Origin of the sequence: Pseudomonas bubulae (assembly GCF_037023725.1) — a bacterium.
Lineage (GTDB): Bacteria > Pseudomonadota > Gammaproteobacteria > Pseudomonadales > Pseudomonadaceae > Aquipseudomonas > Aquipseudomonas bubulae.
The window spans coordinates 4588443-4606094 of the sequence record NZ_CP146077.1 but is presented as its reverse complement, the minus strand read 5'-3'; the positions used below and the strand labels follow the sequence as shown (position 1 = coordinate 4606094).

Annotated in this window: 15 protein-coding genes; 14 read left to right on the top strand and 1 reads right to left on the bottom strand. The window is 58.2% G+C overall.

What is annotated here, in order from left to right:
* Positions 1 to 7: 7 nt before the first annotated feature.
* The 9 genes from rnhB to ispD all read left to right on the top strand — a co-directional run bounded on the left by rnhB (position 8) and on the right by ispD (position 12141).
* On the top strand, positions 8 to 616 hold the full coding sequence (gene rnhB, locus V6L81_RS21180) for a ribonuclease HII (RefSeq protein WP_095001317.1): 609 nt from the start codon (positions 8 to 10) through the stop codon (positions 614 to 616).
* Between the two features lie 78 nt (positions 617 to 694).
* Positions 695 to 4216: a DNA polymerase III subunit alpha gene (gene dnaE, locus V6L81_RS21175; protein ID WP_338661109.1), complete on the top strand. Its 3522-nt coding sequence runs from the start codon at positions 695 to 697 to the stop codon at positions 4214 to 4216.
* Between the two features lie 184 nt (positions 4217 to 4400).
* Complete coding sequence (locus tag V6L81_RS21170) at positions 4401 to 5348, top strand: acetyl-CoA carboxylase carboxyltransferase subunit alpha (RefSeq protein ID WP_016781995.1); 948 nt, start codon at positions 4401 to 4403, stop codon at positions 5346 to 5348.
* Positions 5349 to 5478: 130 nt separating this feature from the next.
* Entirely contained in the window at positions 5479 to 6795 is a 1317-nt protein-coding gene (gene tilS, locus V6L81_RS21165) for a tRNA lysidine(34) synthetase TilS (RefSeq protein WP_095023029.1), read from the top strand.
* A 272-nt stretch (positions 6796 to 7067) separates the two neighbouring features.
* Positions 7068 to 8699, top strand: coding sequence for a CTP synthase (locus V6L81_RS21160; protein ID WP_029611550.1), 1632 nt, complete (start codon positions 7068 to 7070; stop codon positions 8697 to 8699).
* Between the two features lie 5 nt (positions 8700 to 8704).
* The gene (kdsA, locus tag V6L81_RS21155; protein ID WP_016781998.1) at positions 8705 to 9550 is read left to right on the top strand and encodes a 3-deoxy-8-phosphooctulonate synthase; all 846 of its coding nucleotides are present in this window, start codon (positions 8705 to 8707) and stop codon (positions 9548 to 9550) included.
* Between the two features lie 153 nt (positions 9551 to 9703).
* Entirely contained in the window at positions 9704 to 10993 is a 1290-nt protein-coding gene (gene eno, locus V6L81_RS21150) for a phosphopyruvate hydratase (protein ID WP_095001321.1), read from the top strand.
* A gap of 168 nt (positions 10994 to 11161) precedes the next feature.
* Positions 11162 to 11440: a cell division protein FtsB gene (gene ftsB / locus V6L81_RS21145; RefSeq protein ID WP_016782000.1), complete on the top strand. Its 279-nt coding sequence runs from the start codon at positions 11162 to 11164 to the stop codon at positions 11438 to 11440.
* Entirely contained in the window at positions 11437 to 12141 is a 705-nt protein-coding gene (gene ispD / locus V6L81_RS21140; RefSeq protein ID WP_095001322.1) for a 2-C-methyl-D-erythritol 4-phosphate cytidylyltransferase, read from the top strand. Before ftsB ends, ispD begins: the two co-directional genes overlap by 4 nt.
* A 115-nt stretch (positions 12142 to 12256) precedes the next feature.
* On the opposite strand, the gene V6L81_RS21135 is transcribed toward ispD, so the two are convergent.
* A complete protein-coding gene (locus tag V6L81_RS21135; RefSeq protein WP_095038748.1) occupies positions 12257 to 13162 on the bottom strand; it encodes a LysR substrate-binding domain-containing protein in 906 nt (301 codons plus the stop codon).
* Between the two features lie 108 nt (positions 13163 to 13270).
* Between V6L81_RS21135 and V6L81_RS21130 the strand changes: the two genes are divergently transcribed.
* The 5 genes from V6L81_RS21130 (at position 13271) to surE (ending at position 17628) form a co-directional block, all read left to right on the top strand.
* Positions 13271 to 14383, top strand: coding sequence for an S-(hydroxymethyl)glutathione dehydrogenase/class III alcohol dehydrogenase (locus tag V6L81_RS21130; RefSeq protein ID WP_016782003.1), 1113 nt, complete (start codon positions 13271 to 13273; stop codon positions 14381 to 14383).
* An 84-nt stretch (positions 14384 to 14467) separates the two neighbouring features.
* The gene (gene fghA, locus V6L81_RS21125) at positions 14468 to 15319 is read left to right on the top strand and encodes an S-formylglutathione hydrolase (RefSeq protein ID WP_170943723.1); all 852 of its coding nucleotides are present in this window, start codon (positions 14468 to 14470) and stop codon (positions 15317 to 15319) included.
* Between the two features lie 43 nt (positions 15320 to 15362).
* Positions 15363 to 15836, top strand: a complete 474-nt coding sequence (ispF, locus tag V6L81_RS21120; protein ID WP_095001325.1) for a 2-C-methyl-D-erythritol 2,4-cyclodiphosphate synthase — start codon at positions 15363 to 15365, stop codon at positions 15834 to 15836.
* Complete coding sequence (truD, locus tag V6L81_RS21115; RefSeq protein ID WP_338660313.1) at positions 15833 to 16891, top strand: tRNA pseudouridine(13) synthase TruD; 1059 nt, start codon at positions 15833 to 15835, stop codon at positions 16889 to 16891. Before ispF ends, truD begins: the two co-directional genes overlap by 4 nt.
* Positions 16879 to 17628 (top strand): 5'/3'-nucleotidase SurE, encoded by a 750-nt coding sequence (gene surE / locus V6L81_RS21110; protein ID WP_095001327.1) that lies wholly within the window; start codon positions 16879 to 16881, stop codon positions 17626 to 17628. The genes truD and surE overlap by 13 nt, the downstream gene beginning before the upstream one ends.
* The last annotated feature ends 24 nt before the right edge of the window (positions 17629 to 17652 follow it).

Genomic DNA, 17652 nt, shown 5'->3' with positions numbered 1-17652 from the left:
AGTAACCATGCAAATCGGCTTGGACTTCAATCTGGTCGAAGACCTCGTGGCGGGTGTCGATGAAGTGGGTCGTGGCCCCTTGTGCGGTGCTGTGGTAACGGCCGCCGTGATTCTCGACCCCAATCGGCCTATCGCCGGGCTCAATGATTCGAAAAAGCTCACTGAAGCCCGTCGCGAAAAGCTCTTCGACGAAATTCGTGAAAAAGCACTGAGCTGGTGCATTGCCCGGGCCGAAGTCGAAGAAATCGACGAGCTGAACATTCTGCACGCCACCATGCTGGCCATGCAGCGCGCTGTTGAAGGACTGAGCATTACCCCGAAACTGGCCATGATCGACGGTAATCGTTGCCCCAAGCTGGCCATGCCAGCCGAGGCCGTGGTCAAGGGCGATAGCAAGGTACCGGCAATTGCCGCGGCATCGATTCTGGCCAAGGTCAGCCGTGACCGCGAAATGGCTGCATTCGAGCTGCAGTACCCTGGCTATGGCATTGGCGGGCACAAGGGTTACCCAACGGCCGTTCATCTTGCAGCCCTCGAGCGCCTGGGGCCTACACCGATACATCGCCGTTCGTTTGGTCCGGTGCGTCGTGCTTACGAGGCCCTTGAAGGCCTTTAGCCATAAGGCTGATGTTTTTGCCAAGGCCCGGTACAATCCGGGCCTTGTTGTTTCTCAAAGCTTATAGACAGGATCACCATGCCGGCTTCATTCGTTCACCTGCGCCTGCACACTGAATACTCCCTGGTCGATGGCCTGGTGCGGATCAAACCGCTGATCAAAACTCTGGCCGGCATGAATATGCCCGCTGTCGCGGTGACCGATCAGAACAACATGTGCTCCCTGGTCAAGTTCTACAAGGCGGCCATGGGCGGCGGCATCAAGCCGATCAGTGGTGCAGACCTGTGGCTGTCGAACAAGGACCCTGAAAACCCCCTCAGCCGTATCAGCCTGTTGGCGATGAACCCGTTGGGCTATCGCAACCTGACCGAGCTGATCTCCCGTGGTTACATCGATGGCCAGCGCAATGGCCAGGTCATCATCGAGCGCGAGTGGGTAGCCGAGGCCGCCGATGGCCTGATCATGCTGTCGGCTGCGAAAGAGGGCGAGATCGGTGTCGCGCTGATCAGTGGCAACACTGAAGAAGCCGAGACCCTGGCCCGAGAATGGATGACGGTGTTCCCTGACCGCTTCTATATCGAAGTGCAGCGTACCAAGCGTCCCAATGACGAAGAGCATCTGCATGCGGCTGTGGCCCTGGCAGACAAGATCGGCGCGCCGCTGGTGGCAACCAACGATGTGCGCTTTATCAGGCAACAGGACTTTGAGGCTCACGAAACCCGCGTCTGCATTGGTGAGGGCCGGGCACTGGACGACCCGCGTCGCTCCAAGAATTACAGCGATCAGCAGTATCTGAAAAGCGCCGAGGAAATGGCCGAGCTGTTCAGTGACTTGCCTGATGCTTTGGCAAACACGGTTGAAATTGCCAAACGCTGCAATATCGAAGTAAAGCTGGGCACTCACTTTTTGCCCAACTTCCCGATCCCTGATGGCATGACCATCGATGAATATTTCCGCAAGGTGTCATTTGACGGCCTGGAAGAGCGCCTGAGCGTTCTGCTGCCCAAAGACACCACCGAGGATTACGACACCAAGCGTCAGGTGTATGTCGACCGGCTGAATTTCGAACTGGATATCATCATCCAGATGGGGTTCCCGGGTTACTTCCTGATCGTGATGGACTTTATTCAGTGGGCCAAGAGCAATGGCGTACCGGTAGGACCGGGCCGGGGGTCGGGTGCCGGCTCGCTGGTGGCCTATGTACAGAAGATCACCGACCTTGATCCGCTGGAATACGACCTCCTGTTCGAACGATTCCTTAACCCGGAACGGGTATCGATGCCCGACTTCGACGTCGACTTCTGCATGGATGGTCGCGACCGGGTAATCGAGTATGTGGCCGAAAAATACGGACGCAACGCGGTAAGCCAGATCATCACTTTCGGTTCGATGGCCGCCAAGGCGGTAATCCGTGACGTGGCGCGGGTGCAGGGCAAGTCCTACGGCCTGGCGGATCGTCTGTCGAAGATGATTCCGTTTGAAGTCGGTATGACCCTGGAAAAAGCCTTCGAGCAGGAGGAAATCCTGCGCGACTTTATCAAGGTCGACGAAGAAGCGGCCGAAATCTGGGAAATGGCCCGCAAGCTTGAAGGCGTTGTACGTAACGTCGGCAAGCACGCCGGTGGTGTGGTGATCGCACCGACCAAACTGACTGACTTCTCGCCGATTTACTGCGACGAAGAGGGTGGTGGTCTGGTTACCCAGTTCGACAAGGATGACGTTGAGTCTGCTGGCCTGGTGAAGTTCGACTTCCTCGGTCTGCGGACCCTGACAGTGATCGACTGGGCGTTGAAGACCATCAACCGCGATCGCGCCAAGGTCGACGAGCCGCCGCTGGATATCGCCTTTATCCCGCTGGACGACGAGCCGACCTACCAGTTGCTGCAAAAGGCCGAAACCACCGCGGTGTTCCAGCTCGAGTCGCGCGGTATGAAAGAGCTGATCAAAAAGCTCAAACCCGACTGCCTGGAAGACTTGATCGCACTGGTGGCCCTGTTCCGTCCGGGGCCGCTGCAGTCAGGCATGGTTGATGACTTTATCAACCGTAAGCACGGCCGTGCCGAACTGGCGTACCCGCACTCCGATTATCAGTACGAAGGCCTCAAGCCGGTATTGGCACCCACTTACGGCATCATCCTGTATCAGGAACAGGTGATGCAGATTGCCCAGGTCATGGCCGGGTATACCCTCGGCGGCGCTGACATGCTGCGTCGGGCCATGGGTAAGAAAAAACCTGAAGAAATGGCCAAGCAGCGCGGTGGCTTTATTGAAGGTTGCGCCAATAACAATATTGACGCTGACCTGGCCGGTAACATTTTCGACCTGGTGGAAAAATTCGCCGGTTACGGTTTCAACAAATCCCACTCCGCTGCCTACGGCCTGGTGTCGTACCAGACCGCCTGGCTGAAAACCCACTACCCGGCGCCATTTATGGCCGCGGTACTGTCGGCGGATATGCACAACACCGACAAGGTGGTGATCCTGATCGAAGAGATTCGCAGCATGAAGCTGCGTCTCGATGCGCCGGATGTGAATGCCTCGGAGTTCAAGTTCACGGTGAACGATGAAGGCCGGATCATTTATGGCCTGGGAGCGATCAAGGGGGTGGGCGAGGGGCCTGTCGAGGCCATTACCGAGGCGCGTCAGGACGGCCCGTTCAAGGATTTGTTCGATTTCTGCGCCCGGGTTGACCTCAAACGTATCAACAAGCGTACTCTTGATGGCCTGATCCGCAGCGGTGCCCTTGACCGCCTGGGGCCGTTTTTCCATGACGAGCCCAAGGCCTGGCAAGCCAACATCGACCAGAACCGTGCGGTGTTGCTGTCGGCGCTGGAAGAAGCGATCAAGGCAGCCGAACAAACTGCGCGCACCCATGACAGCGGGCACGCCGACCTGTTTGGCGGGTTGTTTGTCGAGGCTGATGCGGACGTCTATGCCCACCACCGCAAGGCCAGGGAACTGACGCTCAAGGAGCGACTCAAAGGCGAGAAGGACACTCTGGGCCTGTACCTGACCGGCCATCCGATTGACGAGTACGAGGGCGAGATCCGCCGCTTTGCCCGCCAGCGCATTATTGATCTCAAGCCAGCCCGTGATACCCAGACCGTTGCCGGGATGATTATCGCGTTGCGGGTGATGAAGAACAAAAAAGGCGACAAGATGGGCTTTATCACTCTCGATGACCGTTCGGCGCGCATTGAAGCGTCGTTGTTTGCCGAGGCGTTTCATTCGGCGCAGTCGCTGTTGCAGACTGATGCGATGGTGGTGGTCGAAGGTGAAGTCAGCAATGACGACTTCTCCGGTGGCCTGCGCCTGCGGGTCAAACGGGTGATGAGCATGGAAGATGCACGCACCAGTCTGGCCGAGAGCTTGCGCCTGAAAGTGAACCGGGACGCGCTCAAGGGTGATCAGTTGCGTAATCTGGGCGAGTTGCTGAAAAAACATCGCGGAGCCTGCCCTGTCACCATGGAGTACACGGGCGAAGAGGCCAAGGCCATGCTGCAGTTTGGCGAGACCTGGCGGATCGATCCGGCAGACAGCTTGATTCAAGCCCTGCGTGACCAGTTCGGGCGAGACAACGTCTTCCTCCAATACCGTTGACGGTCAGGGGCCATAGCTGCGCCCTGACCTCGACCTGAATTTTTAATCTCGACCTGAGAGCGCCTGTCCCTTAAGGTAGGCGCGATACAGATCAACCGGCTGCCCCAGCTCGGTTAGAAACGCCAGCAATTGCTGGGTTTCAGACCCTCTGGCATGCTTTGCCGCCGACCCAAGACGGATGCTTATGAACCCGAATTTTCTTGATTTCGAACAGCCGATTGCTGACCTGCAAGCCAAAATCGAAGAGTTGCGCTTGGTTGGTAATGACAATTCGCTGAATATCAGTGATGAAATCTCTCGTCTGCAAGACAAAAGCAAAACGCTGACTGAAGATATTTTCGGCAAGCTGACCAGCTGGCAGATTGCCCGTTTGGCCCGTCACCCGCGTCGTCCCTACACGCTGGACTACATCGATCACATCTTCACCGAGTTCGATGAGCTGCATGGCGACCGCCACTTTGCCGATGACGCTGCCATTGTTGGCGGTATTGCCCGTCTGGACGATCAGCCAGTGATGGTGATTGGTCATCAGAAAGGCCGTGAAGTGCGTGAAAAGGTACGACGCAACTTCGGTATGCCGCGCCCTGAAGGCTACCGCAAGGCCTGCCGTCTGATGGAAATGGCCGAGCGCTTCAAGATGCCGATCCTGACCTTTATCGACACGCCGGGTGCTTACCCGGGTATCGACGCCGAAGAGCGCAACCAGAGCGAAGCCATTGCCTGGAACCTGCGCGTCATGTCGCGCCTGAAAACCCCTATCATCGCCACCGTTATCGGCGAAGGCGGTTCGGGCGGTGCATTGGCCATTGGCGTGTGCGACCAGTTGAACATGCTGCAGTACTCGACCTACGCGGTGATCTCGCCGGAAGGTTGCGCCTCGATTCTGTGGAAAACCGCCGAAAAAGCGCCGGACGCAGCTGAAGCCATGGGTATCACTGCAGAACGTCTGAAAGGCCTGGGCATCGTCGACAAGGTGATTGGCGAGCCATTGGGCGGCGCGCACCGTGACCCGGCTGCGGCTTCTGCGAGCATTCGTGCCGATCTGATTTCCCAGCTCGACATGCTCAAGAAGCTGGATCACGAAGCCCTGCTCAAACGTCGTTATGATCGTTTGATGAGCTACGGTCTCTGATACCTGATTAAAACCGGCCCTCACCCCAACCCTCTCCCGGAGGGAGAGGGAGCTGATTGGTGGTGTTCTCGCTACCGCGTGCGGTCAGTCCCCTCTCCCTCCGGGAGAGGGCTAGGGTGAGGGGCTTTTAATGGCTGACATGTCAACTCTACTTCTGCAAGCCCTCGGCCCCTGGCGCAACGCCAAGGCCTGGCACGTCGCGCTCTCCGGCGGACTCGATTCCACCGTTCTGCTGCACCTTCTCGTTCAATTACGTAAAACCCACTCATTACCGCCTATCACCGCTGTCCATGTGCATCATGGCCTACAGGCGGCGGCCGATGCGTGGCCAGCCCATTGTCAGGCACTGTGTAAGGGGCTTGGAGTGCCCTTGCAGGTGATTGCCGTGCAGGTGCAGGCGGGCGCAAGTGTCGAGCGTGCAGCGCGGGATGCGCGCTATCAGGCGTTTGCGGCGATCAGCGGTGCCGGGGAGGTGCTGCTGCTCGGGCAGCATCGCGATGACCAGGCTGAAACCCTGTTGTTTCGCCTGTTGCGCGGGGCGGGGGTCGGCGGCCTGGCGGGCATGCCGCGCCAGCGTCGCCTGGGCGCAGGACATCTGTGCCGGCCTTTGCTGGACGTGTCCCGCGCCCAGCTTGAGTCATATGCCCGAACACAGGGTCTGAGCTGGATTGAGGACCCGTCTAACACCCAGACAGATTTTTCCCGCAATTTCCTGCGCCATGAAGTCCTTCCGATCCTCGCTCGGCGCTGGCCCCAGGCGGCTGCCAGCATGGCCCGCAGCGCAGCGCACTGTGCCGAGGCGCAGGGTTTGCTGGATGAACTGGCCCAGCAGGATTTGCACGCTGCGGGCTCTACCAGCGAGTTTGCCTGGCTTGGCTTGCCCTCCCTGGAACTGACCGCCATCGCCAGCCTGTCACCTGCCCGTCAGCGCAATGCCTTGCGTCACTGGCTGTCAGCCTTCACGTCATTGCCGGACACCGACCATTGGGCGGGGTGGGATGCCCTGCGGGATGCCCGCATCGATGCGCAGCCGGTGTGGAAGCTCGCAGACGGCGAGTTGCATCGTGCCGGTGGACGTATTTGGTGGCTGGCCGGCGAATGGTTGCACCAACCGATCGCCCCGGTGTTGTGGCCCTGTCCTGATCAGGCCCTGGCGCTGCCGGGTAATGGTCGTGTGCATTTTGTCGGGGATATCCCGGATGGCCCTTTGCAAGTGAGCTATCGTCTAGGGGGCGAAGTGATGGCGCAGGCACAGCGCGGTCATCGTGATCTCAAGCGGCTGCTCAACGAGCGAGGTGTTCCGTTGTTTGCCCGTGGCAGATTGCCGCTTCTGTACCGCAATGAGCAGTTATTGGCCGTGGCAAACCTCCCTGGACTGGACTCCAGCCCCTGTGGGCACTGGAAATTGCAGTGGCTGCCAACTTCGAGCGATCAAGGTTTGAGCTGAAAGGGGGTTTCCGGTAGACTACGCTCCCTTCTTGATACAACTTCTGTGGATTCACCAGAATTGCAGATGTTGCCGATTACCAAGCAGTCTTTGCTGGGCGATTTTAAAAAAATGTGTGGCTTGCATCGAACCGGTGGTTTCCATCGGTCTGTTTCAACGCAGCAGTTTTTCGAAAGGTGCACTGTGACTAATGCTGGTGATTGGGGGCTTCGGCCTTCCTTCGCTTTCCCCGGCGGCTCTGACCGCTTTAACGCAGACTTCTAGGGTTTTTCATGACGCGCTACATCTTCGTCACGGGCGGTGTTGTTTCTTCATTGGGGAAAGGCATTGCCTCGGCTTCATTGGCAGCCATCCTGGAGGCGCGGGGACTTAAGGTCACCATGCTGAAGCTGGACCCCTACATCAACGTTGATCCGGGCACCATGAGCCCGTTCCAGCACGGTGAAGTGTTCGTCACGCACGACGGCGCCGAAACCGACCTGGACTTGGGCCATTACGAGCGGTTTATCCGCACGACCATGACCCAGAACAACAACTTCACCACGGGCCGCGTTTACGAACACGTCCTGCGCAAGGAGCGCCGTGGTGATTACCTGGGTGCAACCATTCAGGTAATTCCGCACATCACCGACGAAATCAAACGTCGGATCATCAAGGGCGCCGGCGATGCCGACGTAGCGATGGTTGAGATTGGCGGCACTGTGGGTGACATTGAGTCGCAACCGTTCCTCGAAGCTATCCGTCAGCTGCGCATCGAAGTGGGCGCCAAGCGCGCCATGCTGATGCACCTGACTCTGGTTCCGTACATTGCCACCGCTGGCGAAACGAAAACCAAACCTACACAGCACTCGGTTAAAGAGCTGCGTTCCATCGGCCTGCAGCCAGACGTACTGATCTGCCGCTCCGATCACCACGTTGATGTGTCTTCGCGTCGCAAGATCGCGCTGTTCACCAACGTTGAGGAACGTGCTGTCATTTCGCTGGAAGACGCCGACACCATCTACAAGATCCCGGGCATGCTGCACGCTCAGGGCCTGGATGATTTCGTCGTTGAGCGCTTTGGCCTGGAATGCAACAGCGCCGACCTGTCCGAGTGGGACAAGGTCGTCGACGCCAAGCTGAACCCGGAGCACGAAGTCACCATCGCGATGGTCGGCAAGTACATGGAACTGCTGGACGCGTACAAGTCGCTGATCGAAGCGATGAGCCACGCCGGTATTTCCAACCGTACCAAGGTCAACCTGCGCTATATCGACTCCGAAGACATCGAAAACAAAGGCACCGAGCTGCTTGAAGGCTGTGATGCCATTCTGGTTCCGGGCGGCTTCGGTCTGCGCGGCGTCGAAGGCAAGATCACTGCCGTTCAATATGCACGCGAGAACAAGGTGCCATACCTGGGTATCTGCCTGGGCATGCAAGTAGCGGTTATCGAGTTCGCACGTAATGTGCTGGGCTGGAAAGACGCCAACTCCACCGAATTCGATCGCAGCAGCGGCCATCCGGTTGTCGGTCTGATCACCGAGTGGGAAGACGCCACCGGTGCAGTCGAAACCCGTACCGAAACTTCCGACCTGGGCGGCACCATGCGTCTGGGCGCGCAGGATTGCCAGCTGCAAGCCGGTTCCCTGGTTCACGATTGCTATGCCAAGGACGTGATTGTTGAACGTCATCGTCATCGCTATGAAGTGAACAATAACCTGCTGCCGCAACTGACCGAAGCAGGCCTGAAAGTGACCGGTCGTTCCGGTGACGGCGCGTTGGTAGAAGTGGTTGAAGCTCCGGATCATCCTTGGTTTGTCGCTTGCCAGTTCCACCCGGAGTTCACCTCCACGCCACGTGATGGCCATCCATTGTTCACCGGTTTCGTCAAAGCTGCACTGGCGCAACACGAGAAGAAGGCGTAATCAGAATGGCGCAAAAGATTATCCGTGTAGGCAATATCGAAATTGCCAACGACAAGCCAATGGTCTTGTTCGGTGGCATGAACGTGCTGGAAAGCCGTGATATGGCCATGCAGGTGTGCGAAGAGTACGTACGGGTCACCGAAAAGCTTGGTATTCCTTACGTGTTCAAGGCCAGTTTCGACAAGGCCAATCGTTCATCTGTCAGCTCTTACCGTGGCCCAGGCCTCGAAGAAGGCATGCGGATTTTTCAGGACATCAAGGCCGCCTTCGGTGTGCCGCTGATTACCGACGTCCACGAGCCTGCGCAAGCGGCCGTGGTCGCCGAGGTCTGCGACATCATCCAGTTGCCGGCTTTCCTGTCGCGTCAAACTGACCTGGTCGTGGCCATGGCCAAGACCGGCGCCGTGATCAACATCAAAAAAGCCCAGTTCCTTGCGCCTCAGGAAATGAAACACATCCTGAGCAAATGCGAAGAAGCGGGCAATGATCAGTTGATCCTCTGCGAACGTGGCTCCAGCTTTGGCTACAACAACCTTGTTGTCGACATGCTGGGCTTCGGCATCATGAAGCAGTTCGAATACCCGGTGTTTTTCGACGTGACCCATGCGCTGCAAATGCCTGGCGGTCGCTCGGACTCTGCCGGTGGTCGTCGTGCCCAGGTAACCGACCTGGCCAAGGCTGGTATCAGCCAGAGCCTGGCCGGTCTGTTCCTGGAAGCACACCCGGATCCTGACAACGCCAAGTGCGACGGCCCTTGTGCCTTGCGCCTGGACAAGCTGGAGCCATTCCTGGCTCAGCTGAAGTCGCTGGATGAGTTGGTTAAAAGTTTTCCGACAATAGAAACCGCGTAACCCTCGTTTCTCCGGTAAAGTACCGCACGATTTCTCGGGCCTCAGGGCCCGAGCCTTATCGCCCGCAAGGCTGCCCGCTATTTGACCCTTGCCGCCGATAACAATATTTCCCTCAGCTGCGTCGTTTTCGTCAACTTTGGAGTATTTACAACAATGGCAAAGATCGTCGACATCAAAGGTCGTGAAGTTCTCGACTCCCGTGGCAATCCCACTGTGGAAGCGGACGTGCTTCTCGACAACGGCATCATCGGCAGCGCTTGCGCGCCGTCCGGTGCTTCCACCGGTTCCCGTGAAGCGCTGGAACTGCGTGATGGCGACAAAAGCCGTTACCTGGGCAAAGGCGTGCTGAAAGCCGTTGCCAACATCAACGGCCCGATTCGTGATTTGCTGCTGGGTAAAGACCCGGTTGACCAAAAGGCGCTGGACCACGCGATGATCGCGCTGGACGGTACTGAGAACAAAGGCTCCCTGGGCGCCAACGCCATCCTGGCTGTATCCCTGGCTGCGGCCAAGGCTGCTGCACAGGACCAGGACCTGCCGCTGTATGCACACATCGCCAACCTGAACGGCACTCCGGGTGTTTACTCGATGCCGGTTCCGATGATGAACATCATCAACGGTGGCGAGCACGCCGATAACAACGTCGACATTCAAGAGTTCATGGTTCAGCCGGTTGGCGCCAAGACCTTTTCCGACGCGCTGCGCATGGGCACCGAAATCTTCCATCACCTCAAAGCAGTGCTCAAGGCCCGTGGCCTGAACACCGCAGTGGGCGACGAAGGCGGTTTCGCACCTAACCTGGCGTCCAACGAAGATGCTCTGAAAGTCATTTCCGAAGCCATCGCCAATGCCGGTTACACCCTGGGCACCGACGTGACCCTGGCGCTGGACTGCGCGGCCAGCGAATTCTACGAAGACGGCAAGTACAACCTGTCGGGCGAAGGCCAAGTGTTCAGCTCCGAAGGTTTTGCTGAATACCTCAAAGGTCTGACCCAGCGTTACCCGATCATCTCCATCGAAGACGGTCTGGACGAGTCTGACTGGGATGGCTGGAAAATCCTGACCGACAAAATCGGTGAGAAGGTGCAGCTGGTAGGCGACGACCTGTTCGTCACCAACACCAAGATCCTGAAAGAAGGCATCGACAAGAGCATCGCTAACTCGATCCTGATCAAGTTCAACCAGATCGGCACCCTGACCGAAACCCTGGAAGCCATCCAGATGGCCAAGGCTGCAGGTTACACGGCTGTGATCTCGCACCGCTCCGGCGAAACCGAAGATTCCACCATTGCCGACCTGGCCGTGGGTACCGCCGCTGGCCAGATCAAGACCGGCTCGCTGTGCCGTTCCGATCGCGTTTCCAAGTACAACCAATTGCTGCGTATCGAAGAGCAACTGGGTGCAAAAGCCAAGTACAACGGCCGTGGCGAGTTTCGCGGCTGAGTACTTAATGGTAAAAAGTCAGCAGGTAGTGTCGGAAAGCTCGCCAAGTCGGGTCTTTTGACACTAATCTGATGCTTCTGTATACAAGCCTGGTTCGTCCAGGCTTTGTATTATTCGTTGTTTACGTTTGTCGGCATGGCTGTCTTTTCACTGGATACCTGATATTCGATGCGCAGTCCCAATTGGTTGTTTCTAATCTTGCTCTTGCTGCTGGCAGGCCTGCAGTATCGCCTGTGGGTGGGTAATGGCAGTTTGGCGCAGGTTACTGACCTGACCCAGCAAATAGCCGATCAACGTGCTGAAAACGAAATCCTGCTTGAGCGCAACCGTGTGCTGGATGCGGAAGTGCTGGAGCTGAAAAAAGGCATGGAGACCGTTGAAGAACGTGCTCGCCATGAGTTGGGCATGATCAAAGAGGGTGAAACCCTCTATCAGTTGGCCCAATGAGTCATTTGTCACCGGCCTTCTGGGCCGTGATTCCTGCCGCGGGTGTAGGTGCCCGTATGGCCGCGGACCGTCCCAAACAATATTTGCAGTTGGGTGGACGCAGTATTCTGGAACACAGCATCAGCTGTTTCCTCGACCACCCGGGCCTGAAGGGGCTGGTGGTCAGTGTCGCTTTTGATGATCCTTTCTGGCCGTCCTTGCCTTGTGCTGCCGACCCTCGGGTTGTGCGGGTAGACGGCGGGCGTGAGCGCGCCGACTCGGTACTCAACGCGTTGTTGCACCTGCATGCGCAGGGCGCGGCAGATGACGATTGGGTGTTGGTGCATGATGCCGCGAGGCCCAACCTGTCTCGGGAAGACCTTAACAAGCTGCTGAGTGAATTGGCTGACGACCCTGTAGGTGGTTTGTTAGCCGTTCCAGCGCGGGACACGCTCAAGCGGGTGGACAAGCAGGGGCGTGCGGTTGAAACCGTGGATCGCAGCTTGATCTGGCAGGCCTATACGCCGCAGATGTTCCGCTTGGGGGCGTTGCATCGTGCTTTGGCTGACAGCCTGGTGGCCGATGCAACCATCACCGATGAATCTTCAGCGATGGAGTGGGCAGGCCTGGCGCCGCGTTTGATCGAAGGGCGTTCGGACAATATCAAGGTCACCCGCCCCGAAGACCTTGAGTGGTTGCGTTTGCGTTGGGCCAAGCGCTGATCAGAACCTGCGGAGGTTCTTGTGGGAGCGGGCTTGCTCGCGATGGTATCAGCTGAGTTTGCCTGACAGACCGAGTCGTCTGCATCACGAGCAAGCCCGCTCCCACTGTTAACAACTACTGCTCCCTCTCCTGGTATTCCTCCCGCTTGGCCAACCCCTCCTTCAAGTAATCAACCAGCTTTCTGACCTTGGGCGACAAGTGCCGCTGTTGCGGGTACAGCGCCCATACTGCGGTGTTGGGGGGCTGGTGGGTGTCGAGCAACGACACCAGCGTCCCGGTCTTCAAGTGCTCCAGCACGTAATAGTCCGGCAACTGACAAATCCCTACACCCTGTAACGCAGCATCCAGTACAGCCTGCCCACTGTTGCATCGCCAGTTCCCTTGCACCCGTTGCGAAAATTCGCGGCCGTCCTGCTGCAATTGCCATAGATCTGAACTGCCAATCAGACAATTGTGCCGGCTCAATTCCGACAGGCTATGGGGGCGCCCGTAACGTTCCAGGTAGGAGGGCGAGGCGCACATATACATGCGCCTGGGAGCCAGGCGCGTGGCTACCAGTCTTGAATCCTGCAAGCGCCCCAGGCGGATCGCCAGATCCAGGCTTTCATGCACCAGGTCCAATGGCCGGTTGCTCAGTTCGATGTCCACCCGCAATTGCGGGTACAGCCCCATAAAGCGCGTAACCAGCGGCACGATAAAGCGTTCGCCATAGGCCACGGCACAGGTCATGCGCAACATGCCCTTGGGCTCGCTGGCCAGATCACCGATGGCACGCAGTGCTTCTTCACGTCCGTCTTGCAGGCGCTGGCAATGCTGCAAAAAAGTCTGCCCGGCTTCGGTCAGCGTCACCTTGCGGGTACTGCGATAAAACAGGCGGGTCTGCAATCGCTCTTCAAGTCGCGCTACCTGGCGGCTGATATGGGATGAAGAGACGCCAAGACGTTCGGCCGCCGCCGTGAATTGGCCGCATTCGGCCACAGCGACAAATTCGTCTATACCTTCCCAGCGGTTCTCATTCATGGTTGATTATCCCTGCATAGCAATAATGTTTTGCTTTTGCCTGGATTATTAATCACCTGGCGCTGATTTACACTCTGCGTCTTGTTTTTACTTTGCTGGAGACGATCGATGATCAAGTCACGTGCCGCCGTTGCGTTCGAAGCCAAAAAGCCGCTGGAAATCGTGGAAGTAGACGTTGCCATGCCCAAGGCTGGCGAAGTGCTGCTGCGGGTTGTGGCCTCGGGTGTTTGCCATACCGATGCCTACACCTTGTCGGGCGCAGACCCGGAAGGCATCTTCCCGTCGATCCTGGGCCATGAAGGCGGTGCCATCGTTGAAGCCATCGGCGAAGGCGTGACCTCGGTTGCGGTCGGCGATCATGTCATCCCGCTGTACACCCCTGAATGTGGCAAGTGCAAATTCTGCCTGTCGGGCAAGACCAACCTGTGTCAGGCCATTCGTGCCACCCAGGGCAAGGGCTTGATGCCTGATGGCACTACGCGCTTCTCCTACAAAGGTCAGCCGATTTTCCACTACATGGGCACTTCGACCTTTTCCGAATACACCGTGCTCCCTGAGATTTCGGTCGCAAAAATTCAGAAGGACGCTCCTCTGGAGAAAGTGTGTCTACTGGGTTGCGGCGTGACGACCGGGATCGGCGCGGTGCTGAACACGGCCAAGGTCAAGCCGGGCGACACCGTGGCCATCTTCGGTCTGGGCGGTATTGGCCTGTCTGCGGTAATCGGTGCGGTGAAAGCGAAGGCGGCGCGGATCATTGCCATTGATATCAACCCGGCCAAGTTTGAAATCGCCCGACAGCTGGGTGCTACTGATTGCGTGAACCCGAAAGACTTCGATCGCCCGATTCAGGAAGTGATAGTCGACATGACCGATGGCGGTGTCGATTTTTCCTTTGAGTGCATCGGCAATGTGCAGTTGATGCGTGCGGCACTGGAGTGCTGCCACAAGGGATGGGGCGAGTCGGTGATTATTGGCGTGGCAGGTGCGGGGCAGGAAATTTCCACCCGTCCGTTCCAGCTGGTGACCGGTCGCGTCTGGCGCGGTTCGGCATTTGGTGGCGTGCGCGGCCGCAGCGAATTGCCGAGCTATGTGGATATGGCACAAAGCGGCGAGATCCCGCTGGATACTTTCATCACCCACACCATGGGCCTGGAAGATATCAATAAGGCTTTTGACCTGATGCATGAAGGCAAAAGCATCCGCACTGTCATCCATTTCTAAATAACTGCGGCAAGTCGAACGCCATAAAACACCTGTGGGAGCGGGCTTGCTCCCACAGGGGGGTGTTTGTCTTGTGGTCTGGAGTTGCCCATGTCTCTTGAGAACATTTCCTGCCAGAAGAGCTTTGGCGGTTGGCACAAGCGTTACAAGCACCGGTCCGAAGTGCTGGGCTGCGACATGGTGTTTGCCGTGTACTTGCCGCCGCAGGCGGAGCAGGGCGCAAAGCTGCCTGTAGTGTATTGGTTGTCGGGTTTGACCTGTACCGACGAAAACTTCATGCACAAGGCCGGGGCTATGAAGATGGCTGCCGAATTGGGCCTTATCATCGTCGCACCGGACACCAGCCCCCGTGGCGAAGGCGTGCCCGATGACCCGCAGGGGGCGTGGGATTTCGGCCTGGGTGCAGGGTTCTATCTGAATGCCACTCAGCAGCCGTGGGCCCAGCACTATCAGATGCACGATTATGTGGTGCAGGAATTGCCGGCTCTGGTCGAAGCGCATTTCCCGGCTTCGCAAAAGCGTGGCATCAGCGGACATTCGATGGGTGGGCACGGGGCGTTGGTTTGCGCGTTGCGTAATCCGGGGCGTTACCAGTCGGTGTCGGCGTTTGCGCCCATCAGCAATCCGATGGATTGCCCGTGGGGGCAAAAGGCATTCTCCCATTACCTGGGAGAAGAGCGGGCGCGCTGGCGTGAGTGGGATGCCAGTGTGCTGATTGGCGAGGCCAGTGAAAGGCTGCCGTTGCTGGTCGATCAGGGAGATCGCGATGACTTCCTGGCTGTTCAGCTCAAGCCTGAAGTGCTGCAACAGGCCGCCAGGCTAGCCGATTACCCGCTGACCTTGCGTTTGCAACCGGGCTACGACCATAGCTATTTCTTCATCGCCAGCTTTATTGACGACCACTTGCGTCACCACGCAAGCGCACTAAGTGCTTAATAGTAGGTAGAATCACGCCCTGACTTAATCGGGGCGTTTTTTTATGCGTATTGGCCACGGCTATGATGTGCACTGTTTCGCTGAAGGCGATTTCATTACGTTGGGCGGCGTGCGGATCTCCCATAAATTCGGGCTGTTGGCCCACTCTGATGGCGATGTGCTGTTACACGCCCTGAGCGACGCCTTGCTGGGCGCTGCAGCGCTTGGCGATATCGGCAAGCATTTCCCGGACACCGATCCGACCTTCAAGGGCGCTGACAGTCGCGTTCTGTTGCGTCATGTCGTCGGTCTGATCCATGCCAAGGGCTGGAAAGTCGGCAATGTCGACAACACCATCATTGCCCAGGCGCCAAAAATGGCGCCGCATATTGAAACGATGCGTGCGCTGATTGCCGCGGATCTAGAGGTTGATTTGGACCAGGTAAACGTAAAGGCCACGACCACCGAGAAGCTCGGCTTCGTTGGGCGTGAAGAAGGCATCGCAGTGCATTCCATTGCCTTGTTGGTTCGCTCATGAACGAGTTCGATCTGCTGGGCCCGCTCGCTTATGGCGAGGCATTGGGCACGGCTGTGCTCAAGGCCACGGCTGAAGATTTTCAAGTCGACGAAGTGCTTGATATACCGCTGTCCGGAGATGGTGAACACCTGTGGTTGTGGGTCGAGAAGCGCGGCCTGAATACCGAGGAGGCGGCCCGGCGCCTTGCCAAGGCTGCAGGCGTGCCACTGCGCACCGTCAGCTATGCAGGCCTCAAGGACCGCCAGGCATTGACCCGCCAGTGGTTCAGCGTGCAACTGCCGGGCAAGGCAGACCCTGATCTGTCGGGCGCCGAAAACGACACGCTGAAGATTCTCAAGACCTCGCGACACAAGCGCAAATTGCAGCGTGGAGCCCATGCGGCCAATGGTTTCACCTTGCGCCTGACGCAACTGAACGCTGACAAGGACGCGCTGGAGCAACGCCTGCAACTGATCGCCAAGCAGGGTGTACCGAACTATTTCGGTAGCCAGCGCTTTGGCTGGCAGGGCGGCAATCTGGGCGAAGCCCGTGATTATGCGGCGCGCAAGGCCTTGCCTGAGCAGCGCAACGTTCGTTCGCGGCTGCTGTCCACCGCGCGCAGCTATCTGTTCAATCAGGTGCTGGCCGCACGGGTGGCCGATGGCAGCTGGCAACGGGCGCAGGTTGGCGATTTACTGGCTTTTACCGACAGCCGCAGCTTTTTCCCGGCGGGCGAGGCTGAATGCAGCGACCCGCGCCTGGCCATTCTCGATCTGCACCCCACCGGCCCGCAGTGGGGCGAGGGCGAATCACCGACCACTGGCGCCACCCACGCGCTGGAGCAGTCAATTGCAGAGCGTGAAGCCGACTTGCGTGACTGGCTGGTACGCGCCGGCATGAGCCATGAGCGACGCATCCTGCGACTGCCCATTGGCCGGTTGACGTGGCATTATCCTCAGCCTGACATTCTGCAACTGGAATTTGTTCTGCCGCCAGGATGCTTCGCCACTGTTCTGGTGCGCGAGCTTGTTGATCTGGTGACGTTGGATCAAGCGGGCACCTTATGCGTATTCTGATTTCAAACGATGACGGGGTAACAGCTCCGGGCCTGGCCGCGCTTTATGGTGCGCTGGCCGACTACGCCGAGTGCGTGGTAGTTGCCCCCGAGCAGGACAAAAGTGGCGCCAGCAGTTCGCTGACGCTGGACCGTCCCCTGCATCCTCATACCCTGGCCAATGGCTTTATCAGCATCAACGGTACACCTACCGATTGCGTGCACCTGGCTATTCACGGCTTGCTCGAGCAGCAGCCGGACATGGTGGTGTCGGGCATCAACCTGGGTGCCAACCTGGGTGATGACGTGTTGTACTCGGGCACTGTGGCGGCGGCACTCGAGGGCCGCTTCCTGGATCGTCCTTCTTTTGCCTTTTCGTTGGTCTCCCGCCAGGTGGACAACCTGCCGACGGCGGCGTTTTTTGCCCGCAAGCTGCTTGAAGCCCACGCATCGCTGAACTTGCCGCCGCGTACGGTCCTCAATGTGAACATTCCCAACCTGCCGTTGGCGAAGATTCGTGGCATTCAACTCACCCGTCTCGGCCATCGTGCCCGTGCTGCTGCACCGGTACGGGTGGTTGATCCGCGCGGCAAGGCAGGTTACTGGATTGCTGCGGCAGGCGATGTCGAAGACGGTGGCCCGGGCACGGACTTCCATGCCGTGATGCAGGGTTATGTATCGATCACGCCGCTGCAACTGGATCGCACCTTTGGTGATGGTTTCAACAGCCTCAATGACTGGCTGGAGGGCATGGGCTGATGGCGCGCGAGCAGGATGGCATGA

Coding starts and splice junctions, on each gene's coding strand:
- rnhB (WP_095001317.1), top strand. CDS start 8: ATGCAAATCGGCTTGGACTTCAATCTGGTCGAAGACCTCGTGGCGGGT.
- dnaE (WP_338661109.1), top strand. CDS start 695: ATGCCGGCTTCATTCGTTCACCTGCGCCTGCACACTGAATACTCCCTG.
- V6L81_RS21170 (WP_016781995.1), top strand. CDS start 4,401: ATGAACCCGAATTTTCTTGATTTCGAACAGCCGATTGCTGACCTGCAA.
- tilS (WP_095023029.1), top strand. CDS start 5,479: ATGGCTGACATGTCAACTCTACTTCTGCAAGCCCTCGGCCCCTGGCGC.
- V6L81_RS21160 (WP_029611550.1), top strand. CDS start 7,068: ATGACGCGCTACATCTTCGTCACGGGCGGTGTTGTTTCTTCATTGGGG.
- kdsA (WP_016781998.1), top strand. CDS start 8,705: ATGGCGCAAAAGATTATCCGTGTAGGCAATATCGAAATTGCCAACGAC.
- eno (WP_095001321.1), top strand. CDS start 9,704: ATGGCAAAGATCGTCGACATCAAAGGTCGTGAAGTTCTCGACTCCCGT.
- ftsB (WP_016782000.1), top strand. CDS start 11,162: ATGCGCAGTCCCAATTGGTTGTTTCTAATCTTGCTCTTGCTGCTGGCA.
- ispD (WP_095001322.1), top strand. CDS start 11,437: ATGAGTCATTTGTCACCGGCCTTCTGGGCCGTGATTCCTGCCGCGGGT.
- V6L81_RS21135 (WP_095038748.1), bottom strand. CDS start 13,162: ATGAATGAGAACCGCTGGGAAGGTATAGACGAATTTGTCGCTGTGGCC.
- V6L81_RS21130 (WP_016782003.1), top strand. CDS start 13,271: ATGATCAAGTCACGTGCCGCCGTTGCGTTCGAAGCCAAAAAGCCGCTG.
- ispF (WP_095001325.1), top strand. CDS start 15,363: ATGCGTATTGGCCACGGCTATGATGTGCACTGTTTCGCTGAAGGCGAT.
- truD (WP_338660313.1), top strand. CDS start 15,833: ATGAACGAGTTCGATCTGCTGGGCCCGCTCGCTTATGGCGAGGCATTG.
- surE (WP_095001327.1), top strand. CDS start 16,879: ATGCGTATTCTGATTTCAAACGATGACGGGGTAACAGCTCCGGGCCTG.